The organism is Streptomyces sp. NPDC092370, from assembly GCF_044755265.1.
Taxonomy (GTDB): Bacteria; Actinomycetota; Actinomycetes; order Streptomycetales; family Streptomycetaceae; genus Streptomyces.
This window is the reverse complement of record NZ_JBIVQO010000008.1, coordinates 60,831-78,199: the sequence shown is the minus strand read 5'-3', so window position 1 is coordinate 78,199 and position 17,369 is coordinate 60,831. Positions and strand designations below refer to the sequence as shown.

Genomic DNA, 17,369 nt, shown 5'->3' with positions numbered 1-17,369 from the left:
CCGTCCTCGGAACTGGGAGTTGGACATGGCCGACCGCTATCTGCGCTTCACCGGTACCGCGCCCGGCCGCTTCCTCACCCGCCGGCTCGGTCTGCCGCAGCCGGCGGCGCTGACCCGCTGGTCCCCCGAGCGGCCCGCCTTGGACGGCGGTCTGCTGCATCTCACCGCCGGCCGGTCCGCCCTCGGCCTGGCGCCGGTCCTGGCCCGCACGGGCCCCGGCCCGGCCGGCAGCGGCCGCACGGCCGCCGTCGTCCTGGACGCGACCGGCGTACGGGACGTCGAGGGGCTGGCCGAGGTGCACGCGGCCCTGCATCCGGTTCTGCGGTCGGTCGCCCCGAGCGGCCGCGTGGTCGTGCTCGGTGCGCCGCTCGACCCCGCCGACCACCACCAGGCCGCGGCCCAGCAGGCCCTGGAGGGCTTCACGCGCTCCCTCGGCAAGGAGATCGGCCGGGGCAGGACGGTGAACCTGCTCCGGCTCACGGACGCCGCCGCCGCGGAGTCCACTCTGCGCTTCCTGCTGTCGCCGAAGTCGGCGTACGTCAGCGGGCAGGTGATCGAGGTGGGAACACCCCACGAGAGCACTCCCCCCGACGGGGAGCGCCCCCTGACCGGCCGCACCGCCCTGGTCACCGGCGCCGCCCGCGGCATCGGTGAGGCGGTCGCCGAGACCCTCGCCCGGGACGGGGCCCGGGTCGTCGTCCTGGACGTGCCGCAGGCCGAGCAGGACGCCCGGCGGGTCGCCGATCGGCTCGGCGGCACCGCGCTGCTGCTCGACATCACGGCCGCCGACGCGGGCGCGCGGATCGCCGACGCCCTGCCCGACGGCCTGGACCTGCTGATCCACAACGCGGGCATCACCCGCGACCGGCGTCTGGTGAACATGCCGGCCGAACGCTGGGGCTCCGTCCTCGAGGTGAACCTGGGGAGCGTGCTGCGCACCACGGACGCCCTGCTGAAGGACGGGACGCTGAAGCGCGGCGGCCGGATCGTCGCCACCGCCTCGATCGCGGGGATCGCCGGCAACGCCGGCCAGACCAACTACGGGGCGAGCAAGGCGGGCGTCGTCGGGCTGGTCCGCTCCCTCGCCCCGCGCGCGCTCGCGGAACACGGCGTGACGGTCAACGCGGTGGCGCCCGGCTTCATCGAGACGAAGATGACGGCCGCCGTCCCGCTGTTCATCCGCGAGGCGGGCCGCCGTATGAACTCCCTCGCCCAGGGCGGCCTCCCGGCCGATGTCGCCGAGACCACCGCCTGGCTGGCCCACCCGGCCTCGGGCGCGGTCAACGGCCAGGTCGTCCGCGTGTGCGGCCAGAGCCTGCTGGGGGCGTGATGGCCTCCCCCGCCGATCTCGCCCTCCCCCGGTCCCCCTCCCTCGCCCCGCTCCTCGCCCGCGGCGCCCTGCTGTCCCCCTTCAAACGCCCGCGCTCCGACGCGGAGTTCGACCGCACCCGGCTCGTCGTGCCCGGGCTGCGCGTCGACCTCGCGCGGCTCGCGGCGTACGAGCGGGTCTGCGGGTTCCCGACCGGGGAGGACGCGCTGCCGGTGACCTATCCGCATGTGCTCGGGTTCCCCCTGGCCATGCGGCTGATGAGCGGCCGGGACTTCCCGCTGCCGCTGCTCGGCCTCGTCCACACGTCGATCACCGTGACGCGGCACGGCCGGATGCCGGCGAGCGAAGCGTACGAACTCTCGGTGCGTGTCGACGGGTTGGCGCCCCACCGACGCGGCACGCAGGCCACGGTCGTCACCGAGGCGCGCGACGGCGGGGACGTCGTGTGGGAGTCGAGGAGCACGTACCTGGCCCGGCACCGCACGCGGCACCCGGCCGCGGCCCCCCGGGAGACGCGGGCGCGCGAGCCGCTGCCCGAGGTCGCCGAGTGGCGGCTCGCCGGGGACGTCGGGCGCCGCTACGGAGCCGCGTCCGGCGACCGCAACCCGATCCACCTGCACCCGCTCACGGCCCGGCTGTTCGGCTTCCCCCGGGCCATCGCCCACGGCATGTGGACGGTGGCCCGCTGCCTCGCCGCGCACGGCGTCACGGAGTGCTGCCATCTGCGTGCGGAGTTCAGGGCACCGGTCCTGCTGCCCGGGACGGTGACGTACGCGGCGCGGGACGGCCGGTTCGAACTGCGCGGCCGGCAGGACCGGATCCATGTGACGGGGGACGTCTACCCGGCGTGAGGGCCCGGCTGCTCCTCCGGCGGGGCCCAGGGCCGTCCCGCCATGAGGTCGCCGAGCCCGGCCCAGGCGAAGTTCATCATGGTGGCCGCGGTCTGGCGGGCCGTGACGCCGGGGGTGGCGTTGGCCCAGGCGGCGAGCGACTCGGCGGCGCCGACCAGGGCCTCGGCGAGCCCGGCGACCTCGCCCTCGGGCAGGTCGGGGTCGCGGTGCGCCTCACGGGCGCCGGCGAGGATCAGCTGCGTCACGAACGCGACGATCTCCTCGCGCATCGCGGTGACCTCGGCGGCGAACGGCTCGCCGTGCGTGCGCGCCTGGAGGTGCAGGACGGACCACGCGTCCGGGTTCTCGCCGGTGTGCGTGAAGAAGGCGCCGAGGCCTTCCCACAGCTGCCGGTCGGCGGGCAGGTCGCGGTGGACCCCGGCCCGCACCGCCTCGACGAGGGCCCCCGCCTCCCGGCGGATGCAGGCGGTGAAGAGGTCTTCCTTCGAGTTGAGGTACAGGTAGACCAACGGCTTGGACACGCCGGCGAGTTCGGCTATCTCGTCCATCGACGCGGCCATGTAGCCGCGTTGGCCGAAGATCCGCACGGCGGCGTCCAGCATCTGCTGCTCACGGACCGCGCGCGGCATCCGCTTGGTCTTCACGGCACCCATGGCGCTTAGCGTACGGGCCCCCTGGACGGCCCTCGCCCGCGAAACCGGGGAAGGACCGCCCAGGGGGCCCGTCGACGCGTGCGGCCGGTCGGCCCGTCAGGCGGCCGCGGTGACCGGCTCCGCCGCGTCGCGCGGCTCGTCGAGCGGCTCGTCCAGGGAGGAGCCGTCGGCCGTGGCGTACGCCGTACGGTCGAGCAGGTTCTCACGTGCGGAGACCAGAACCGGGATCAGGGCCTGCCCGGCGACATTGGTCGCGGTGCGGATCATGTCCAGGATCGGGTCGATCGCGAGGAGCAGGCCCACGCCCTCCATCGGCAGGCCGAGGGTGGAGAGGGTGAGGGTCAGCATGACCGTCGCGCCGGTGAGACCGGCCGTGGCGGCGGAGCCGACCACCGAGACGAACGCGATCAGCAGGTAGTCGCCGACACCGAGCTGGATGTCGAAGATCTGGGCCACGAAGATCGCGGCGATCGCCGGGTAGATCGCGGCGCAGCCGTCCATCTTGGTCGTCGCGCCGAACGGCACGGCGAAGGAGGCGTACTCCTTCGGCACGCCGAGCCGCTCGGTGACCTTCTGCGTCAGCGGCATGGTGCCCACGGACGAGCGGGAGACGAAGGCCAGCTGGATCGCGGGCCAGGCGCCCTTGAAGAACTGGACGGGGTTGACCTTGGCGACGGTCGCGAGCAGCGTCGGGTAGACGCCGAACATCACGAGGAGGCAGCCGATGTAGATGTCGGCGGTGAACGTCGCGTACTTGCCGATCAGGTCCCAGCCGTAGGTGGCGATGGCGTGACCGATCAGGCCGATCGTGCCGAGCGGCGCGAGCCGGATGACCCACCACAGCGCCTTCTGCAGCAGGCTGAGGACGGACTCGCTCAGGGCGAGGATCGGCTGGGCCTTCTCACCGAGCTGGAGCGCGGCGATACCGGCGACGGCGGCCATGAAGACGATCTGGAGCACGTTCAGTTCGGTGAACGGCGTGATGACGTCGGTGGGGATGATGCCCGTCAGGAAGTCGATCCAGGAGCCGGTGTCCTCGGGCTTCCCGCCGTCCTTGGGCGTGAGGCCGGTACCGGCACCGGGGTTGGTCAGCAGGCCGATGACCAGGCCGATGCTGACGGCGATCAGCGACGTGATCATGAACCAGAGGAGGGTGCGCGAGGCCAGGCGGGCCGCGTTGTTGACCTTCCGCAGGTTGGTGATCGAGACCAGGATCGCGAAGAAGACGAGCGGGGCGACCGCGAGCTTCAGCAGCCCGATGAAGGTGTCGCCGACCTTTTCCAGCGTCGTGACCAGCCAGGACAGGTCCTGGCTGCGGGCCAGCCAGCCGAGCAGCACACCCAGGACGAGACCGGCGAGTATCTGGGCCCAGAAGGGCACCTTGAAGGACTTCGTGTGTGAGGACACGGACTGACTCCGTTGGGGGACGCGTAGGGGAACTGACGTGGGAGACGGCGGGGGGGCGTTACGTCAGGGACGACAGAAAGCGGACGCGCACCGACAGAGATCCACGTGCAGGCGCGCCACGAGCGGAACGCTCAGGGGCGAATGGGACGCGACTGCTGACTTCATACAACGACCTTAACACCGGAGCTTTGAGGACCTCAAAGCCTGGCTTTGACAGGTGACGACTCACACACACCCATACAACGCAAAGCGCCCCGTTTCCGAGCATGTACGGAAACGGGGCGTTGTGAACGCGTGTGAGGGACCCTACGAGGCCTGCCCCTGGACCCGGGTCGTGTCGTCGGCCCCGTCCTCCTGGCTGCGGTTGGCGTCCAGGTTGGCCTTCATCCGGTCGACGCGCTGCGCGACCTGCACGGACGCCCGGTCCCGCTCCTTGCGCAGCACGACGAAGCTGATCGGCGCGGAGATCAGCAGGGCGAGCAGCACCACCCACAGCCCGTTGCTGTCGCCGAGCCCGCGCGGGGCGATGCCGGAGTAGACCGCGCCCCAGACGACCACGAGGCAGCCCACGAAGATTCCGAGGCGCATCAGCGTGTAGCGGAGCATCTCAATCCACTCTTCCGGTTCGAACGGTCGGAACGCACCCAAAGGGGCACCGTCCAGTGAAGCACGACGGGCGGCCGATCCCGCAGGGGGGTCAGGCCAGGGGCAGCAGCATGATGACGTCGTCGCGGTCGTCCCCGGGGGCCACACGGATCGCCCCGGGAATCCGCCCGACCTCCTTGTAGCCGCAGGTGGCGTAGAACCGCTCAAGACCGACACCGCCCCGGCAGGTCAGCCGGATCGCCTCGATCCCGTCCATCCCCCGGGCCGCGTCGGCGGCGGCGGCGAGCAGGTCGCGGCCGTAGCCCCTGCCCTGGTGACGGGGATGCACCATCACGGTGTACAGCCACAGCCAGTGGGTCATCAGGTGGTGCGTGTTGAAGGTCAGGAACGCGGTCGCCGCGACCTGCCCCGCCTCGTCGTGCCCGACGAGCAGTTTGACCCGCCCCTCCGCCATCGAGGCGAAGTGCTGCACCAGCGCGGGGCGGATCTCCTCCCGCGTCACCGGCGGCACGTACCCGACGGCGCCACCGGCGTTGGAGACATCGGTCCACAGATCGAGCAGGCCGTCACGCAGCTCGGGGGTGACGGCGGGATCGAGCGTGAAGGTAAGGGGCATGCCGGGATTGTAGCTATTACGCCAGGGTGTCCGCCGCCACTTTCAGGTCCGACACCAGCCCTCGGTAGGCCGCCTCCCGGTCGTCGGACCGCAGCACCGACGACGGATGCACCGTCGGCACCAGCCGCTCCGGCCTCCCGTGGATCTCCTCCTCCAGCACGGTGCCGCGCACCTGCGTGACCCGGAAGGAGGACCCGAGCAGCGCCTTCCCGGCGGTGGCCCCCAAGACGACGATCAGCTCCGGCTCCACGACCGCGAGCTCCGCGGCGAGCCAGGGCCCGCACGCGGTCATCTCCCGCAGGTTCGGCGCCTTGTGGATCCGCCGCTTGCCGGGCTCGGCCCGTGTGAACTTGAAGTGCTTCACGGCGTTGGTGACATAGGCCTCGGAGGGGTCGATGCCGGCCTCCGCCAGAGCCCGGTCCAGCAGCTTCCCGGCCGGCCCGACGAACGGCTTCCCCTGCCGGTCCTCCTGATCCCCGGGCTGCTCCCCGACGAGCATGACCCGGGCGTCCTTGCTCCCGTCGCCGAACACGGTCTGGGTGGCGTCCCGGTGCAGCGGGCACCCCCGACAGTCGGCAGCGGCCTTCCGCAGAGCGGGAAGACCGCCGCGCTCGGGCAGAAACGGCTCGGCGGTGTAGGCATCCTCAGGTGCCCCGGTGCTCACCATGCCGTCCGGGTACCCCCCTCAGGGGCGCGGGACCCTGCCGATGTACGGCTCCGCCGCGGGGCGCGAGCAACCCCCACGCACCCGCACCCGCACCCGCACCCGCACCCGATCAGACCCGCATCGGCACCCGCACCCGATCAGACCCGCATCGGCACCCGCAAACGATCAGACCCGCATCGGCTGCGGCGACTCGCGGCGCTCCGGGTCAGGACCCTCGTACTCCCGGATGATCTCGTACCGCGTGTTCCGCTCCACGGGCCGGAACCCGGCATCGCGGATCAGATCGAGCAGATCCTCACGCGTCAGCTTGTTCGGCGTCCCGTAGTTGTCCGCGTCATGAGTGATCTTGTACTCGACGACCGACCCGTCCATGTCGTCGGCCCCGTGCTGCAGGGCAAGCTGCGCGGTCTGCACGCCGTGCATGACCCAGAAGACCTTCACGTGCGGCACGTTGTCGAACAGCAGCCGCGACACGGCGAAGGTCTTGAGCGCCTCGGCGCCCGTCGCCATCTGCGTCCGTGCCTGGAGCCGGTTGCGGACCTTGCCGTCCTGCATGTCGACGAAGTCGTGCTGGTAGCGCAGCGGGATGAAGACCTGGAAGCCACCGGTCTCGTCCTGGAGCTCGCGCAGCCGCAGCACGTGGTCCACGCGGTGCCGGGGCTCCTCGATGTGCCCGTACAGCATCGTGCACGGGGTCTTCAGACCCTTCTCGTGCGCGAGCCGGTGGATGCGGGACCAGTCCTCCCAGTGGGTGCGGTGGTCCACGATGTGCTGCCGGACCTCCCAGTCGAAGATCTCGGCGCCGCCGCCGGTCAGGGACTCCAGACCGGCGTCGATCAGCTCGTCGAGGATCTCCGAGGCGCTCATCCCCGAGATGGTCTCGAAGTGGTGGATCTCCGTCGCCGTGAAGGCCTTCAACGACACGTGCGGCAGCGCCGCCTTCAACTCCCGCAGCGACCGCGGGTAGTACCGCCACGGCAGGTTCGGGTGCAGCCCGTTGACGATGTGCAGCTCGGTGAGGTTCTCCGACTCCATCGCCTTCGCGAGCTTCACGGCCTCCTCGATCCGCATCGTGTACGCGTCCTTCTCCCCCGGCTTGCGCTGGAAGGAGCAGTACGCACAGGAGGCCGTGCACACGTTGGTCATGTTGAGGTGCCGGTTGACGTTGAAGTGCACGACGTCGCCGTTCTTGCGGGTGCGCACCTCGTGCGCCAGGCCGCCGAGCCAGGCCAGGTCGTCCGACTCGTACAGCGCGATGCCGTCCTCACGGGTCAGGCGGACGCCCGCCCTGACCTTCTCCTCCAGCTCGCGCTTGAGCCCGAGATCCATGCCCACACCTTTCATCGACAACGCCCCAACCGTACGACTACTCCTCTTCCGGCAGCTCTCCGACCCGGTTCTCCCACTTGGTGGACAGCACGATGGTGGTACGCGTCCGCGAGACACCCTTCGTGCCGCTGAGCCGCCGGATGATCTTCTCCAGGCCGTCCACGTCCGCCGCCCGCACCTTGAGCATGTACGAGTCGTCGCCCGCGATGAACCAGCAGTCCTCGATCTCCGAGAGGTCCTTCAGGCGCTGCGCCACGTCCTCGTGGTCGGTGGCGTCCGAGAGGGAGATGCCGATCAGGGCGGTGACACCGAGGCCGAGCGAGGCGGCGTCGACGGTGGCCCGGTAACCGGTGATGACTCCGGCCGCCTCCAGCCGGTTGATGCGGTCGGTGACACTGGGTCCCGACAGTCCGACGAGGCGTCCCAGCTCCGCGTAGGAGGCCCGGCCGTTCTCCCTCAGGGCCTGGATGAGCTGCCTGTCCACCGCGTCCATTGCGATCGAAGCCTTCCGCTGAAGTTGTCGTTGAGTCAGATGAGGTTCGGGTGCCGCTCAGCCGTCGCGGTGCGCACCGCCGCCGAGTTCACCCTGCCAACGGCGGTAGAGCCGGTGCGGCACGCCCGCCGCGTCGAGTACGCGTCCGGCGACGAAGTCCACCAGGTCCTGGATGTGCGTCGCGCCCGCGTAGAAGGCGGGTGAGGCGGGCACGACCGTCGCGCCCGCGTCGTCGAGAGCCACCAGGTGCCGCAGGGTCTGGCCGTTCAGCGGGGTCTCGCGCACGGCCACGATCAGCTTGCGTCCCTCTTTGAGGGTCACGCTCGCCGCCCGCTGCAACAGGTCCTTCGACAGACCGAGCGCGACCCCGGCCACACTCGCCGTCGAGGCGGGCACGATGAGCATGCCCTTGGTGGGGTACGACCCCGAGGAGGGCCCGGCGGCCAGGTCGCCGGCGCTCCAGTGGCGTACGGCGCCGATGTCGACGGAGAAGGTGTCCGGCTTGCCGTCGGCGCCCCGGGACAGCCATTCCCGCAGGTCGGCCTGCCAGTGGGCGTCCCGGAAGGAGATCCCGGTCTCGTCCAGCAGGGTGAGCCGGGAGGCCCGGGACACCACGAGGTCGACACTCTCGCCGGCGGCGAGGAGGGCCCGCAGCACAGCAGCGGCATACGGGGTGCCGGAGGCCCCGGACACCCCTACGATCCAAGGCGTGCGTGGCATCTCGCCTGGCTTGACTGGGTTCACAACACCGAGCCTATCCGGCGTCGCACGGGGGAACCGGCCAAGGGGGGCGGGCCGTTGCACGGGAAGGACGAGCGAGCGCTGGGGGTCGCCATGTCGGATACCGGAGCCGGGTGGTCGGCGAGAGACCGTGCGCCGGCCGCGGGGAAGCTGATGCTGGCCTGGGTGGCGCTGCTATGGCTGCTGGAAGTGGTGGACGTGGCGACCGGCCATGCGCTGGACGGCTTCGGTGTCACCCCACGCGACCCGTCCGAGCTGGCCGACGTCGTGCCCTCGGCCTTCGTCCACTTCGGCTTCGCCCATCTGGCCGCGAACACCGTGCCGCTGCTGGTCCTCGGCTTCCTCGCCGCGCTCACGGGCCTGCGCCGGTTCCTGCTGGTGTGCGCGCTGATCGTCGTCGTGGACGGCCTGGGCGTCTGGCTCATCGCCCCGGACCGCACCAACACCGCGGGCGCCTCCGGCCTGATCTTCGGCCTGTTCGGCTTCCTCCTGGTCAGCGGCTTCGTCGAGCGGCGCCCCCTGGGTGTCCTGGTGGGGGTCCTGATCGCCGCGGTCTGGGGCGGCTCCATCCTCGCGGGCCTGGCCCCCACCCAGACGGGCGTCAGCTGGCAGGGCCACCTGATGGGCCTGCTCGCGGGGGTGGCGGCGGCGTTCCTGTTCCGCCGCCGCCCGCAACAAGGGCGCTTGCCCATCGCACCGTGATCAGACGGTCAGACCCCGCACCAGCAGGTCCAGCAACGCGCACACGAACAGGGCGATGCCGATGAAGCCGTTGACGCTGAAGAACGCACGGTTGACGCGGGACAGGTCGTGGGGGCGGACGATCGAGTGCTCGTACAGGAACGCTCCGGCCACTATCAGCAAGCCCAGCCAGAAGAACGCGCCGGCGTCGGTGGCGAGGGCGTACCAGACGAACAGGGCCGTCGTCAGCGCGTGACAGACCCGGGCACCCCAGATCGCCGACGGGATACCGAAGCGGGCGGGGACGGACATGACGCCGATCTCGCGGTCGGTCTCCACGTCCTGGCAGGCGTAGATCAGGTCGAAGCCGCCGATCCAGATGCCCACGGCCAGACCGAGGATCACCGCGTCCCAGGACCACTCCCCCGAGATCGCCAGCCAGCCGCCGATCGGGCCCATGGCCTGGGCGAGGCCGAGGATGGCCTGCGGGAAGTTCGTGAACCGCTTGCCGTACGGGTAGACCACCATCGGGATCACGGCGATGGGGGCCAGCGCCAGGCACAGCGGGTTGAGCAGGGCCGCCGCGCCGAGGAACACGGCCAGGGCGATCAGCGCACCCGTCCAGGCGTGCTTCACCGACATCGCGCCCGTCACGAGCTCGCGCTGCGCCGTGCGCGGGTTCCGGGCGTCGATCTCCCGGTCGATGATCCGGTTGACCGCCATCGCGAAGGTGCGCAGGCCCACCATGCAGACGGTGACCAGCAGCAGCCGGCCCCAGTGGACGTTCCTGTCCCACTGGTACATCGCCGTGAGCGCGGCGATGTAGGCGAAGGGCAGCGCGAAGACCGAGTGCTCGATCATCACCAGCCGGAGAAACGCCTTGGTGCGTCCCGGCTGCGGGATCGCGGCGGAAGCGGAGGTCACAGCCCGTACTCCTTCCAGCGGCGGTCCACCTTCGCCGCCGTCTCAGGGTCCGACTCGACCATGTCGGGCCAGCCGCCGTCGCGCGTGTAGCCCTCCTCGGGCCACTTCTTCGTCGCGTCGATACCGGCCTTGCCGCCCCAGAACTGCTGGTAGGAGGCGTGGTCCAGGTGGTCGACCGGGCCCTCGACGATCGACAGGTCGCGGGCGTAGTCCGTGTTGCCCAGCGCCCGCCAGGCGACCTCGTGCAGATCGTGTACGTCGCAGTCGGAGTCGACGACCACGATCAGCTTGGTCAGCGACATCATGTGCGCGCCCCAGACGGCGTGCATCACCTTCTGCGCGTGCTTCGGGTACTTCTTGTCGATCGAGACGATCGCGCAGTTGTGGAAGCCGCCCGCCTCCGGCAGGTGGTAGTCCACGATGTCCGGCACGATGATCTTCAGCAGCGGAAGGAAGAAGCGTTCCGTCGCCCGCCCCAGCGGCCCGTCCTCCGTCGGGGGCCTGCCCACGACGATCGACTGGAGCAGGGGCCGCTTGCGCATCGTGATGCAGTCGATCTTCAGCGCGGGGAAGGGCTCCTGCGGCGTGTAGAAGCCGGTGTGGTCACCGAAGGGCCCCTCGGGCAGCATCTCGCCCGGCTCCAGCCAGCCCTCGATCACGACCTCGGCCTGTGCCGGAACCTGGAGCGGCACGGTCTTGCAGTCGACCATCTCGATCCGCTTGCCCGCGAGGAACCCGGCGAACAGGTACTCGTCGATGTCCCCGGGCAGCGGTGCGGTGGAGGCGTACGTCACGGCGGGCGGGCACCCGAAGGCGATCGCGACGGGCAGCCGCTCTCCCCGGCGCGCGGCCACCTGGTAGTGGTTGCGGCTGTCCTTGTGGATCTGCCAGTGCATGCCGATGGTGCGCTTGTCGTGCCGCTGGAGCCGGTAGAGGCCCAGGTTGCGCACGCCGCTGTCCGGGTCCTTGGTGTGCGTGAGCCCCAGGTTGAAGAACGACCCACCGTCCTTCGGCCAGGTGAACAGGGCGGGCAGCTGGTCGAGGTCGACATCGTCCCCGGTCAGGACGACCTCCTGCACGGGGCCGTCCTTCACCTTCTTCGGCGGCACGTGCGTCATCGCGCCGAGCTTGCCGAAGGCCTCCCGCACACCGACGAACCCGTGCGGCAGCTCGGGCTTCAGCAGCCCGCCGATCCGCTCGGAGATCTCGGCGTACGACTTCAGCCCCAGGGCCTTCAGCAGCCGCCGGTCCGTGCCGAACACGTTCATCGCGAGGGGCATGCTCGAACCGCGCACGTTCTCGAAGAGCAGGGCGGGGCCGCCGGACTTCTGCACCCGGTCGACGATCTCCCCGACCTCCAGATACGGGTCGACCTCGGCCTTGATGCGCTTGAGGTCACCCTCGCGCTCCAGCGCCCGGAGCAGGGAGCGAAGATCGTCGTAAGCCATGGGGTCCAGTATCCCCGAGCGGCTACGCTGGCCGGGAACCACCCACCGCTTTGCTGAGAGGCCGCGCATGCTCCGGGTACTGATGTTCCTCGTGCCGCTGGCGCTGAGTGTGTACGCGTTCATCGACTGCATCAGCACCAAGGACGACGACATCCGCCACATGCCCAAGCCGCTGTGGGCGATCCTGGTGCTGCTGTTCCCCCTCGTCGGGTCGATCTCCTGGCTGATCGCCGGCAAGAAGCGGGTGCCCGCGGCGGAGCGTCCGCGGCGGTGGGTCGCGCCCGACGACAACCCCGACTTCCTGAAGTCGCTCGACGAGGACACGAAGAAGGACGACGACCCCAAACGCGACGAGTCCTGAACCCGGCGGTTTCCCACCGGCCTGTGAAACGACTTGCCCAGCGGCACACGCATAGTCGTCAATGGTGTTCACGCAGTCACGACTGCCCCACCGCACACGCCACCGCTCAGGGGGACCACATGGAAACACACCAGCCACCGGGCCAGTACGACATCCCACCCCCGCCCGCCACTCCGCCCCGGTCGGTCACCGACGTCGAACTGCGTGTGGGCAAAGGGCTGTTATGGGTCGGCGGAGCGGCCTACCCGCTGCGCAACATCGCCCGGGTATACACGTTCACCCTCCATCCCAAGCGCAAGGAGGCGGTCATCCGCTTCCTCGCCCGCACCGGGATCATCCTGGCCGCGGCGGTCGGCCTGTCGATCATCGCCGGCCTGACCGTCCTCGCGGACGAGGCCACCGCCGGCGGGCTCCTCGTCTTCGTATGGCTCGTCGCGGGCGCGGCGCTGATCTACTCCTTCGTCGACATGCTCTCCGTACTCACGGCACAGTCGCACTACGTCCTCGCCGTCGAGACGGCCGGCCCGTCCACCGCGATGGTGACCAGCGGGAATCCGCAGCACCTGGACCAACTCGTGGGCTACGTCGCCGGTGCCCTGGAGAATCCGGACACCGAGTTCCGGGTGACCGTGGAGCGGCTCACGATCAGCTCGCCCACGAACTACCACTTCGGCGACAACGTCAACATGTACGGCGGCAGCGGGAACGTGGGGATCGCGGCATGAACGGCAACAATTACTACTACGGCGACAACGTCAACATGCACGGCGGCAGCGGCAACACGGGCATCGTGAAGAACGGGGCCGCGGGTGACACGGACCCCGCCCTGCGGCTGGCGCTCGCCGAACTGATCCGTGAGGTACGCGAGTTGCGCGACCAGCTGCCGCAGCCGAGCGCACAGCTCATCGACGACTCCCTGCCGGTGCTGGCCGCGGACACGGCGCCGCCGGCCGAGCGGCACCGTGCACTGATGGCCGTCGCCGCGATCGCCGCGGCCGTCGGGGCCGTGGGGCAGCCGGTCGCGGAGGCCGCCAACCGGATCCTGCAGATGGTGAGCGGACAGTAGTCAGCGCACGGAGCCGACGAACGCCGACCAGGCGGACCGGGTGACGACCAGCACCGGTCCGTCAGGGTTCTTGCTGTCGCGCACGGGGACGATTTCGGGGAAACCGGGGGCTATTTCTATGCAGTTGCCGCCGTTGGCGTCGCTGTAACTGCTTCTGATCCACTTCGCCGCGCTCAGTTCGGGCTTCTTCATGATGCTCGTACCTCTCCATCACGTCGCTGATCAGGGCGGCGGACTCGGGGGCTGACGGAGCGTCGGCCCTGAGCACATCATAGGAGTGGCTGTGTCGTGCGTAGAGGGCCGGATCGTCGCTGAAGTGGCCTCGATCCAGGGACTCCGAGTAGACCCACCGGTGACCATCAGGCAGCTCGATCAGCGACATTGAGCCACTGGGGCGGAACAGGCCGAGGCGGTCTGCGGGAGCGACCTGAATGCGAATATTGGGTCGCCGCCCGACGTCGAGCAGGTGCGCGCACTGGTCTCTCATGAGGCCCGGGGTGCCGACCACGTTGCGCAGACAGCTTTCGTCAAGGACGACGAGGTACAGCGGACCCCCTCCCGTCAGGAAGCGCTGCTGGCGGCTCAGTCGGGCCCGTACCCGCTCCTCCAACTCCTCGCCGCTCACGAGCCGCGAGAACAGGGCCCGTGCGTAGTCGGCTGTCTGCAACAACCCCGGAATGACGCGCTCCTGGTACTCCCGGAGGGTCACCGCCTCCTCATCCATCTCCGCCCGCCGCCGGAACCAGTCCGGATGCTCCACCTGCGGATACCAGTCGATCCGGCCCCACAGCCGATACAACACCCCACCCGTGCACAGCAGTTCGTCACAGGACTTGGCGAAGGCGTCCTGCGGAACCCTCGTACCGGCCTCCACCCGCGCCACATGCGAGCGGTCGCACGGGATCTGCCGTGCCAGGGCCTCCTGCGTGAGCAGGGCCGCCTCGCGGAAGTGCCGCAGCACCTCGCCGAACACGGCCGCCGTGCTCGCTCCCGACTCCGCCCCGCCGTTCCGTCGGCTCACGGCTTCCCCCTCCGTGACAGTGCACCGGTGTCACACGCAAAGCATTGATCCGGACCGTTCCCCTGCGCAACGCTCAGTACACCCAGAGTGACGGAGGTGCGCGAAATGGAACCGGGAACGCTCGTCTACGACCCTCGGACGGACAGGGTCGGCGAGTACCAGGACAGGACCGGCCCGTATGTGATGCTGCGCCCGGTCGGCGGCGGCCGGGAATGGCAGGCCGACCCGGCGCGGATCCGCGAGGCGACCCCGGAGGAACGGCTCAGGGCGGGGGTGCGCGCGGCCAACGACCGTTCCAGGGAGGGGCTTTCGTCGGACCCCATCCGGCCTCCGCTGCCGGTGCGGGGATGCGCGGCCTGTGAGGAGCTGGCGCTCCGGCGTGACCGGGCACGGGCGGCGTACGACGGCAGTGCGGTGACGGACGCGAACGTGCTGCTGCGCCAGCACCAACGTCAGGAACACGGTGGGGAGTCGACCGGCCGCAGGCTCTTCCGGTACGTGCCGTACACGATCGTCCAGGACCCGTCCGCCCTGCCCGAGTACGAGGCACGCTGCGTCTCGGGCGAGGAGGCGGACTGCGGGGCCGGCTCCGGGGTCCGCTCGGCGCCGGCCGAGGTCGAGGAGTGGCAGCGCAGGCACACCCAGGAGACCCGGCACCTGCGCTACCGCCGCTGTTTCGCCGACTACGCCGTGCTGGAGCGGCAGGGCTGACGCCCCGGCCGGTGCCCGTCAGGAGCGGCCGGTGATCTTCCGCAGCTCCGGCGGGAGTTCCTTGACGGACTCGGCGACGACGAGACGGTACTCGCCGGGGTCCTCGGCCACCGCGACGGCGACGGCCGGGTCCACCCCCCGCACGGCGAACGCCGTCATCAGGGCCGGCCCCTCTCCTTCGTCACCGTCGCCGGGGGTGTCGTCGCACCCCGGGCGGGTGGCGCTGCCGAGCGGCTCCCCCACGGGGACGTCCGTCTCCGCGCGGCCCAGGTATCTGCGGTCGCCGTACTCGACGACGTACGCGCAGGACGCCTCGGCGCGCCCGCCGCCGTCCGTGGACACCACCGTGCAGCCCACGGACAGCGGGAGCAGAACCGCCGCGAGCAGCGCTCGTGCTGGGCCTTGACCGGCGCGTGGGGGTGTCGCCTTCATGGTGGGCCTCCTTCGGGAGCGTGCGCTCCTGCTCGGTGGATACGCAACGAAGACGTGGGCGGACGCCGATCGGTTCGTCCCGGGCGCTCCCTGGGAGATCAGCCGTCCCCCGGCCGCCCGCCCCTGGGACCGGAGTCGGTCAGCCAGGGGGAGGCGTGCACGACGTCGAGGTTGTGCTCGACGGTGACGACCGAGTGCCCCGCGTCGACCAGGCATGGGAGGACGTCGAGAAGGCGGGCGGTGTCCGCGCGGTGCAGGCCGGTCGTCGGTTCGTCGAGCAGGTACAGGGCGTGTCCGGTCGTCCGCCGTCCCGGTTCCCTGGCGAGTTCAGGCGCTGTGCCCCGCCGCCGGAGGAAGTGGTGGCGGGCCGGCCCAGCGCTGCACGGGGTACCGGGTCCACGAGCCGGCCGATGTGCGCGACGCCCGGCTCGTGCCCACCCCGCGCCGCAGCCACTGTCCGTTCGCTCAGATCAGACCGGTGCTGGAGAGGCTGCGGCGGGAGGGCGGCGGTGCGGCGCTGCGGGCGGCCGTCGCGGCCCGCGGTCAGGCGCTGACGGCCCGCACCAGGATCATGATCGAGGGGGCGGGCGCCCTGCACGCCCACCTCGACCGGTTCACCGCCGCCGGGACGGCGACAGGATCGACAGCGGATGGGCCGGGGCCGTCGGCCGGGTGATGAGGCCGGCGCGGCCGGCGGACGGCTCGGTGCCGCCGGTGATCCGGTCGGCGACGGCCGAGAGGCACCCGGCAACCTCGTCCGCCGCACGTGCGGCGATGACCGGGCCGGGTTACGGAGCGGCTCGGACAGGTCATGGATGAGGCCATGGACCAGGCACAGGCCCGCGCGTGGCTCACCACCGCCCTGGAGGAGGCCCGCACCGGCCTCGCCGAGGGCGGCATCCCCATCGGCGCCGCGCTGTACGGCCCCGGCGGGATTCTCCTCGGCCGCGGCCACAACCGCCGCGTCCAGGACGACGACCCCGCGATGCACGCGGAGACGGCGGCCTTCCGAGCGGCGGGACGGCAGCGGTCGTACCGGGGCACGACGATGGTGACCACCTTGTCGCCGTGCTGGTACTGCTGCGGACTGGTCCGGCAGTTCGGCATCTCCCGGGTGGTGATCGGCGAGGCGACCACCTTCCGGGGCGGGCAGGACTGGCTGGCTCGCCACGGCGTGGAGATCGTCCTGCTGGACGACCCCGAGAGCGTCGAGCTGATGCGCGCCTTCGTCATCGAGCATCCGGACCTGTGGAGCGAGGACATCGGCGGCTGAGAGGGATGTCCCCGACCGCCCTCCGGAGTGCTCGCCCTGTGGGCTGCCTGTGGTGCGCATGCCGCTGTCCGGACACCGACATCGCGCACAAGAACCCGTCCCTGTACGCGACCCGGCTGCGGGAGGTGATCACCAGCGTCGCGCGGCAGGGCTGATACTGGCGGCGGCCGGCTTGCCAGGCGCCCATGGCCGCCGGACAGCAGGAGCCCGTCGCAGGCGCCTCGTGCTTGCCGGGGTCAGATGACCGGGGCGCCGGTCAGCGTGCAGGGCAGGCCGTTGCCGGTGCGGTGGTGGTGACGGTGGTGCCACCGGAGGGCCCCGGGTTGGGACTGACCGAAGAGACCACAGCGGCAGCCATGGCTGTACTCCTTCCGACAAGGCGACTCGCGGCTTGATCCCATGCGGAGCCGGGTCGTCATATGGCCGGCGACCCGTCCGGGCGGAGGGGGGACTTCCGCCCGGACGGGAGATCATCGCCCCCTGCGGCGGAGGCTGGGGGTGGGTCAGATGCCGGGTCCGGCGACGTAGGTGAAGGCGCGGCTGTACTCCTCGCTCTCGGTGGGGACATGCGAGGAACCGGCGCAACGGGCCGACCAGCCGCCGGCGGCAGCGTCACAGGGACAAGACCATCACACGGTCAACGCCACCAGGCCAGGGAGAACGAACAGAGACGCTGCTCCGCCGTGGCCACGGCCAAGCACGCTGCAGCCTCCCGGCTTCTCCTGTGGGCAAAGAGAAAACCGGCACACGGCTGCCCCT

The 17,369-nt window shown here is 70.8% G+C and carries 21 protein-coding genes and 2 pseudogenes; 9 read left to right on the top strand and 14 right to left on the bottom strand.

The window, feature by feature from the left end:
• Positions 1 to 25 precede the first annotated feature (25 nt).
• On the top strand, positions 26 to 1,330 hold the full coding sequence (locus ACIQHQ_RS23860) for a 3-oxoacyl-ACP reductase (RefSeq protein WP_402614755.1): 1,305 nt from the start codon (positions 26 to 28) through the stop codon (positions 1,328 to 1,330).
• The gene (locus tag ACIQHQ_RS23855; protein WP_402614753.1) at positions 1,330 to 2,181 is read left to right on the top strand and encodes a MaoC family dehydratase; all 852 of its coding nucleotides are present in this window, start codon (positions 1,330 to 1,332) and stop codon (positions 2,179 to 2,181) included. The genes ACIQHQ_RS23860 and ACIQHQ_RS23855 overlap by 1 nt, the downstream gene beginning before the upstream one ends.
• On the opposite strand, the gene ACIQHQ_RS23850 is transcribed toward ACIQHQ_RS23855, so the two are convergent.
• From ACIQHQ_RS23850 to ACIQHQ_RS23810, 9 genes are all read right to left on the bottom strand, one after another.
• Positions 2,169 to 2,834: a TetR/AcrR family transcriptional regulator gene (locus ACIQHQ_RS23850; RefSeq protein WP_402614750.1), complete on the bottom strand. Its 666-nt coding sequence runs from the start codon at positions 2,832 to 2,834 to the stop codon at positions 2,169 to 2,171. The two genes, ACIQHQ_RS23855 and ACIQHQ_RS23850, sit on opposite strands and share 13 nt — an antisense overlap.
• 96 nt (positions 2,835 to 2,930) lie before the next feature.
• The gene (locus tag ACIQHQ_RS23845) at positions 2,931 to 4,241 is read right to left on the bottom strand and encodes a dicarboxylate/amino acid:cation symporter (protein ID WP_402614747.1); all 1,311 of its coding nucleotides are present in this window, start codon (positions 4,239 to 4,241) and stop codon (positions 2,931 to 2,933) included.
• 63 nt (positions 4,242 to 4,304) lie between these two features.
• Positions 4,305 to 4,406, bottom strand: coding sequence for a putative leader peptide (locus tag ACIQHQ_RS23840; protein ID WP_402614744.1), 102 nt, complete (start codon positions 4,404 to 4,406; stop codon positions 4,305 to 4,307).
• A 141-nt stretch (positions 4,407 to 4,547) separates the two neighbouring features.
• The gene (locus ACIQHQ_RS23835) at positions 4,548 to 4,847 is read right to left on the bottom strand and encodes a DUF4229 domain-containing protein (RefSeq protein WP_402614741.1); all 300 of its coding nucleotides are present in this window, start codon (positions 4,845 to 4,847) and stop codon (positions 4,548 to 4,550) included.
• A 91-nt stretch (positions 4,848 to 4,938) separates the two neighbouring features.
• The gene (locus tag ACIQHQ_RS23830) at positions 4,939 to 5,463 is read right to left on the bottom strand and encodes a GNAT family N-acetyltransferase (RefSeq protein WP_402614738.1); all 525 of its coding nucleotides are present in this window, start codon (positions 5,461 to 5,463) and stop codon (positions 4,939 to 4,941) included.
• A 16-nt stretch (positions 5,464 to 5,479) separates the two neighbouring features.
• Positions 5,480 to 6,130: a UdgX family uracil-DNA binding protein gene (locus ACIQHQ_RS23825; protein ID WP_402614735.1), complete on the bottom strand. Its 651-nt coding sequence runs from the start codon at positions 6,128 to 6,130 to the stop codon at positions 5,480 to 5,482.
• Positions 6,131 to 6,295: 165 nt separating this feature from the next.
• Positions 6,296 to 7,459, bottom strand: coding sequence for an aminofutalosine synthase MqnE (gene mqnE / locus ACIQHQ_RS23820; protein ID WP_402614733.1), 1,164 nt, complete (start codon positions 7,457 to 7,459; stop codon positions 6,296 to 6,298).
• Positions 7,460 to 7,496: 37 nt separating this feature from the next.
• Complete coding sequence (locus ACIQHQ_RS23815; RefSeq protein ID WP_283973329.1) at positions 7,497 to 7,952, bottom strand: Lrp/AsnC family transcriptional regulator; 456 nt, start codon at positions 7,950 to 7,952, stop codon at positions 7,497 to 7,499.
• A gap of 57 nt (positions 7,953 to 8,009) precedes the next feature.
• Positions 8,010 to 8,672, bottom strand: coding sequence for a UbiX family flavin prenyltransferase (locus ACIQHQ_RS23810; RefSeq protein WP_402614730.1), 663 nt, complete (start codon positions 8,670 to 8,672; stop codon positions 8,010 to 8,012).
• Positions 8,673 to 8,786: 114 nt separating this feature from the next.
• On the opposite strand from ACIQHQ_RS23810, the gene ACIQHQ_RS23805 reads away from it, so the two are divergent.
• Positions 8,787 to 9,395 (top strand): rhomboid family intramembrane serine protease, encoded by a 609-nt coding sequence (locus ACIQHQ_RS23805; RefSeq protein ID WP_402614727.1) that lies wholly within the window; start codon positions 8,787 to 8,789, stop codon positions 9,393 to 9,395.
• Here ACIQHQ_RS23805 and mqnP read toward each other — a convergent pair whose 3' ends face one another.
• Positions 9,396 to 10,298, bottom strand: a complete 903-nt coding sequence (gene mqnP, locus ACIQHQ_RS23800) for a menaquinone biosynthesis prenyltransferase MqnP (RefSeq protein ID WP_402614724.1) — start codon at positions 10,296 to 10,298, stop codon at positions 9,396 to 9,398.
• Positions 10,295 to 11,746 carry a menaquinone biosynthesis decarboxylase gene (locus tag ACIQHQ_RS23795; protein ID WP_402614721.1) on the bottom strand — a complete coding sequence of 484 codons (1,452 nt, stop codon included), beginning with the start codon at positions 11,744 to 11,746 and terminating at the stop codon, positions 10,295 to 10,297. The genes mqnP and ACIQHQ_RS23795 overlap by 4 nt, the downstream gene beginning before the upstream one ends.
• Before the next feature lie 67 nt (positions 11,747 to 11,813).
• On the opposite strand from ACIQHQ_RS23795, the gene ACIQHQ_RS23790 reads away from it, so the two are divergent.
• The 3 genes from ACIQHQ_RS23790 (at position 11,814) to ACIQHQ_RS23780 (ending at position 13,173) form a co-directional block, all read left to right on the top strand.
• Entirely contained in the window at positions 11,814 to 12,107 is a 294-nt protein-coding gene (locus ACIQHQ_RS23790) for a PLD nuclease N-terminal domain-containing protein (RefSeq protein WP_402614718.1), read from the top strand.
• A gap of 119 nt (positions 12,108 to 12,226) precedes the next feature.
• Complete coding sequence (locus ACIQHQ_RS23785; protein ID WP_402614715.1) at positions 12,227 to 12,832, top strand: DUF6232 family protein; 606 nt, start codon at positions 12,227 to 12,229, stop codon at positions 12,830 to 12,832.
• Positions 12,829 to 13,173 carry a hypothetical protein gene (locus tag ACIQHQ_RS23780; RefSeq protein WP_402614712.1) on the top strand — a complete coding sequence of 115 codons (345 nt, stop codon included), beginning with the start codon at positions 12,829 to 12,831 and terminating at the stop codon, positions 13,171 to 13,173. The genes ACIQHQ_RS23785 and ACIQHQ_RS23780 overlap by 4 nt, the downstream gene beginning before the upstream one ends.
• Here the strand turns inward: ACIQHQ_RS23780 and ACIQHQ_RS23775 are convergent, their stop codons facing one another.
• Positions 13,174 to 13,287, bottom strand: a complete 114-nt coding sequence (locus tag ACIQHQ_RS23775) for a DUF397 domain-containing protein (protein ID WP_402615323.1) — start codon at positions 13,285 to 13,287, stop codon at positions 13,174 to 13,176.
• Positions 13,235 to 14,194, bottom strand: a complete 960-nt coding sequence (locus ACIQHQ_RS23770; protein ID WP_402614709.1) for a Scr1 family TA system antitoxin-like transcriptional regulator — start codon at positions 14,192 to 14,194, stop codon at positions 13,235 to 13,237. The genes ACIQHQ_RS23775 and ACIQHQ_RS23770 overlap by 53 nt, the downstream gene beginning before the upstream one ends.
• A 105-nt stretch (positions 14,195 to 14,299) precedes the next feature.
• On the opposite strand from ACIQHQ_RS23770, the pseudogene ACIQHQ_RS23765 reads away from it, so the two are divergent.
• Positions 14,300 to 14,662, top strand: a pseudogene (locus tag ACIQHQ_RS23765) (hypothetical protein); the annotation flags it as partial.
• 261 nt (positions 14,663 to 14,923) lie between these two features.
• Here the strand turns inward: ACIQHQ_RS23765 and ACIQHQ_RS23760 are convergent.
• The gene (locus ACIQHQ_RS23760; RefSeq protein WP_402614707.1) at positions 14,924 to 15,337 is read right to left on the bottom strand and encodes a DUF6281 family protein; all 414 of its coding nucleotides are present in this window, start codon (positions 15,335 to 15,337) and stop codon (positions 14,924 to 14,926) included.
• A 373-nt stretch (positions 15,338 to 15,710) separates the two neighbouring features.
• Between ACIQHQ_RS23760 and ACIQHQ_RS23755 the strand changes: the two are divergent.
• Together ACIQHQ_RS23755 and ACIQHQ_RS23750 are read left to right on the top strand one after the other, a co-directional pair.
• Positions 15,711 to 16,013 (top strand): annotated as a pseudogene (locus tag ACIQHQ_RS23755) (MerR family transcriptional regulator); the annotation flags it as partial.
• Between the two features lie 147 nt (positions 16,014 to 16,160).
• Positions 16,161 to 16,610 carry a nucleoside deaminase gene (locus ACIQHQ_RS23750; RefSeq protein WP_402614704.1) on the top strand — a complete coding sequence of 150 codons (450 nt, stop codon included), beginning with the start codon at positions 16,161 to 16,163 and terminating at the stop codon, positions 16,608 to 16,610.
• Positions 16,611 to 17,369: the final 759 nt, after the last annotated feature.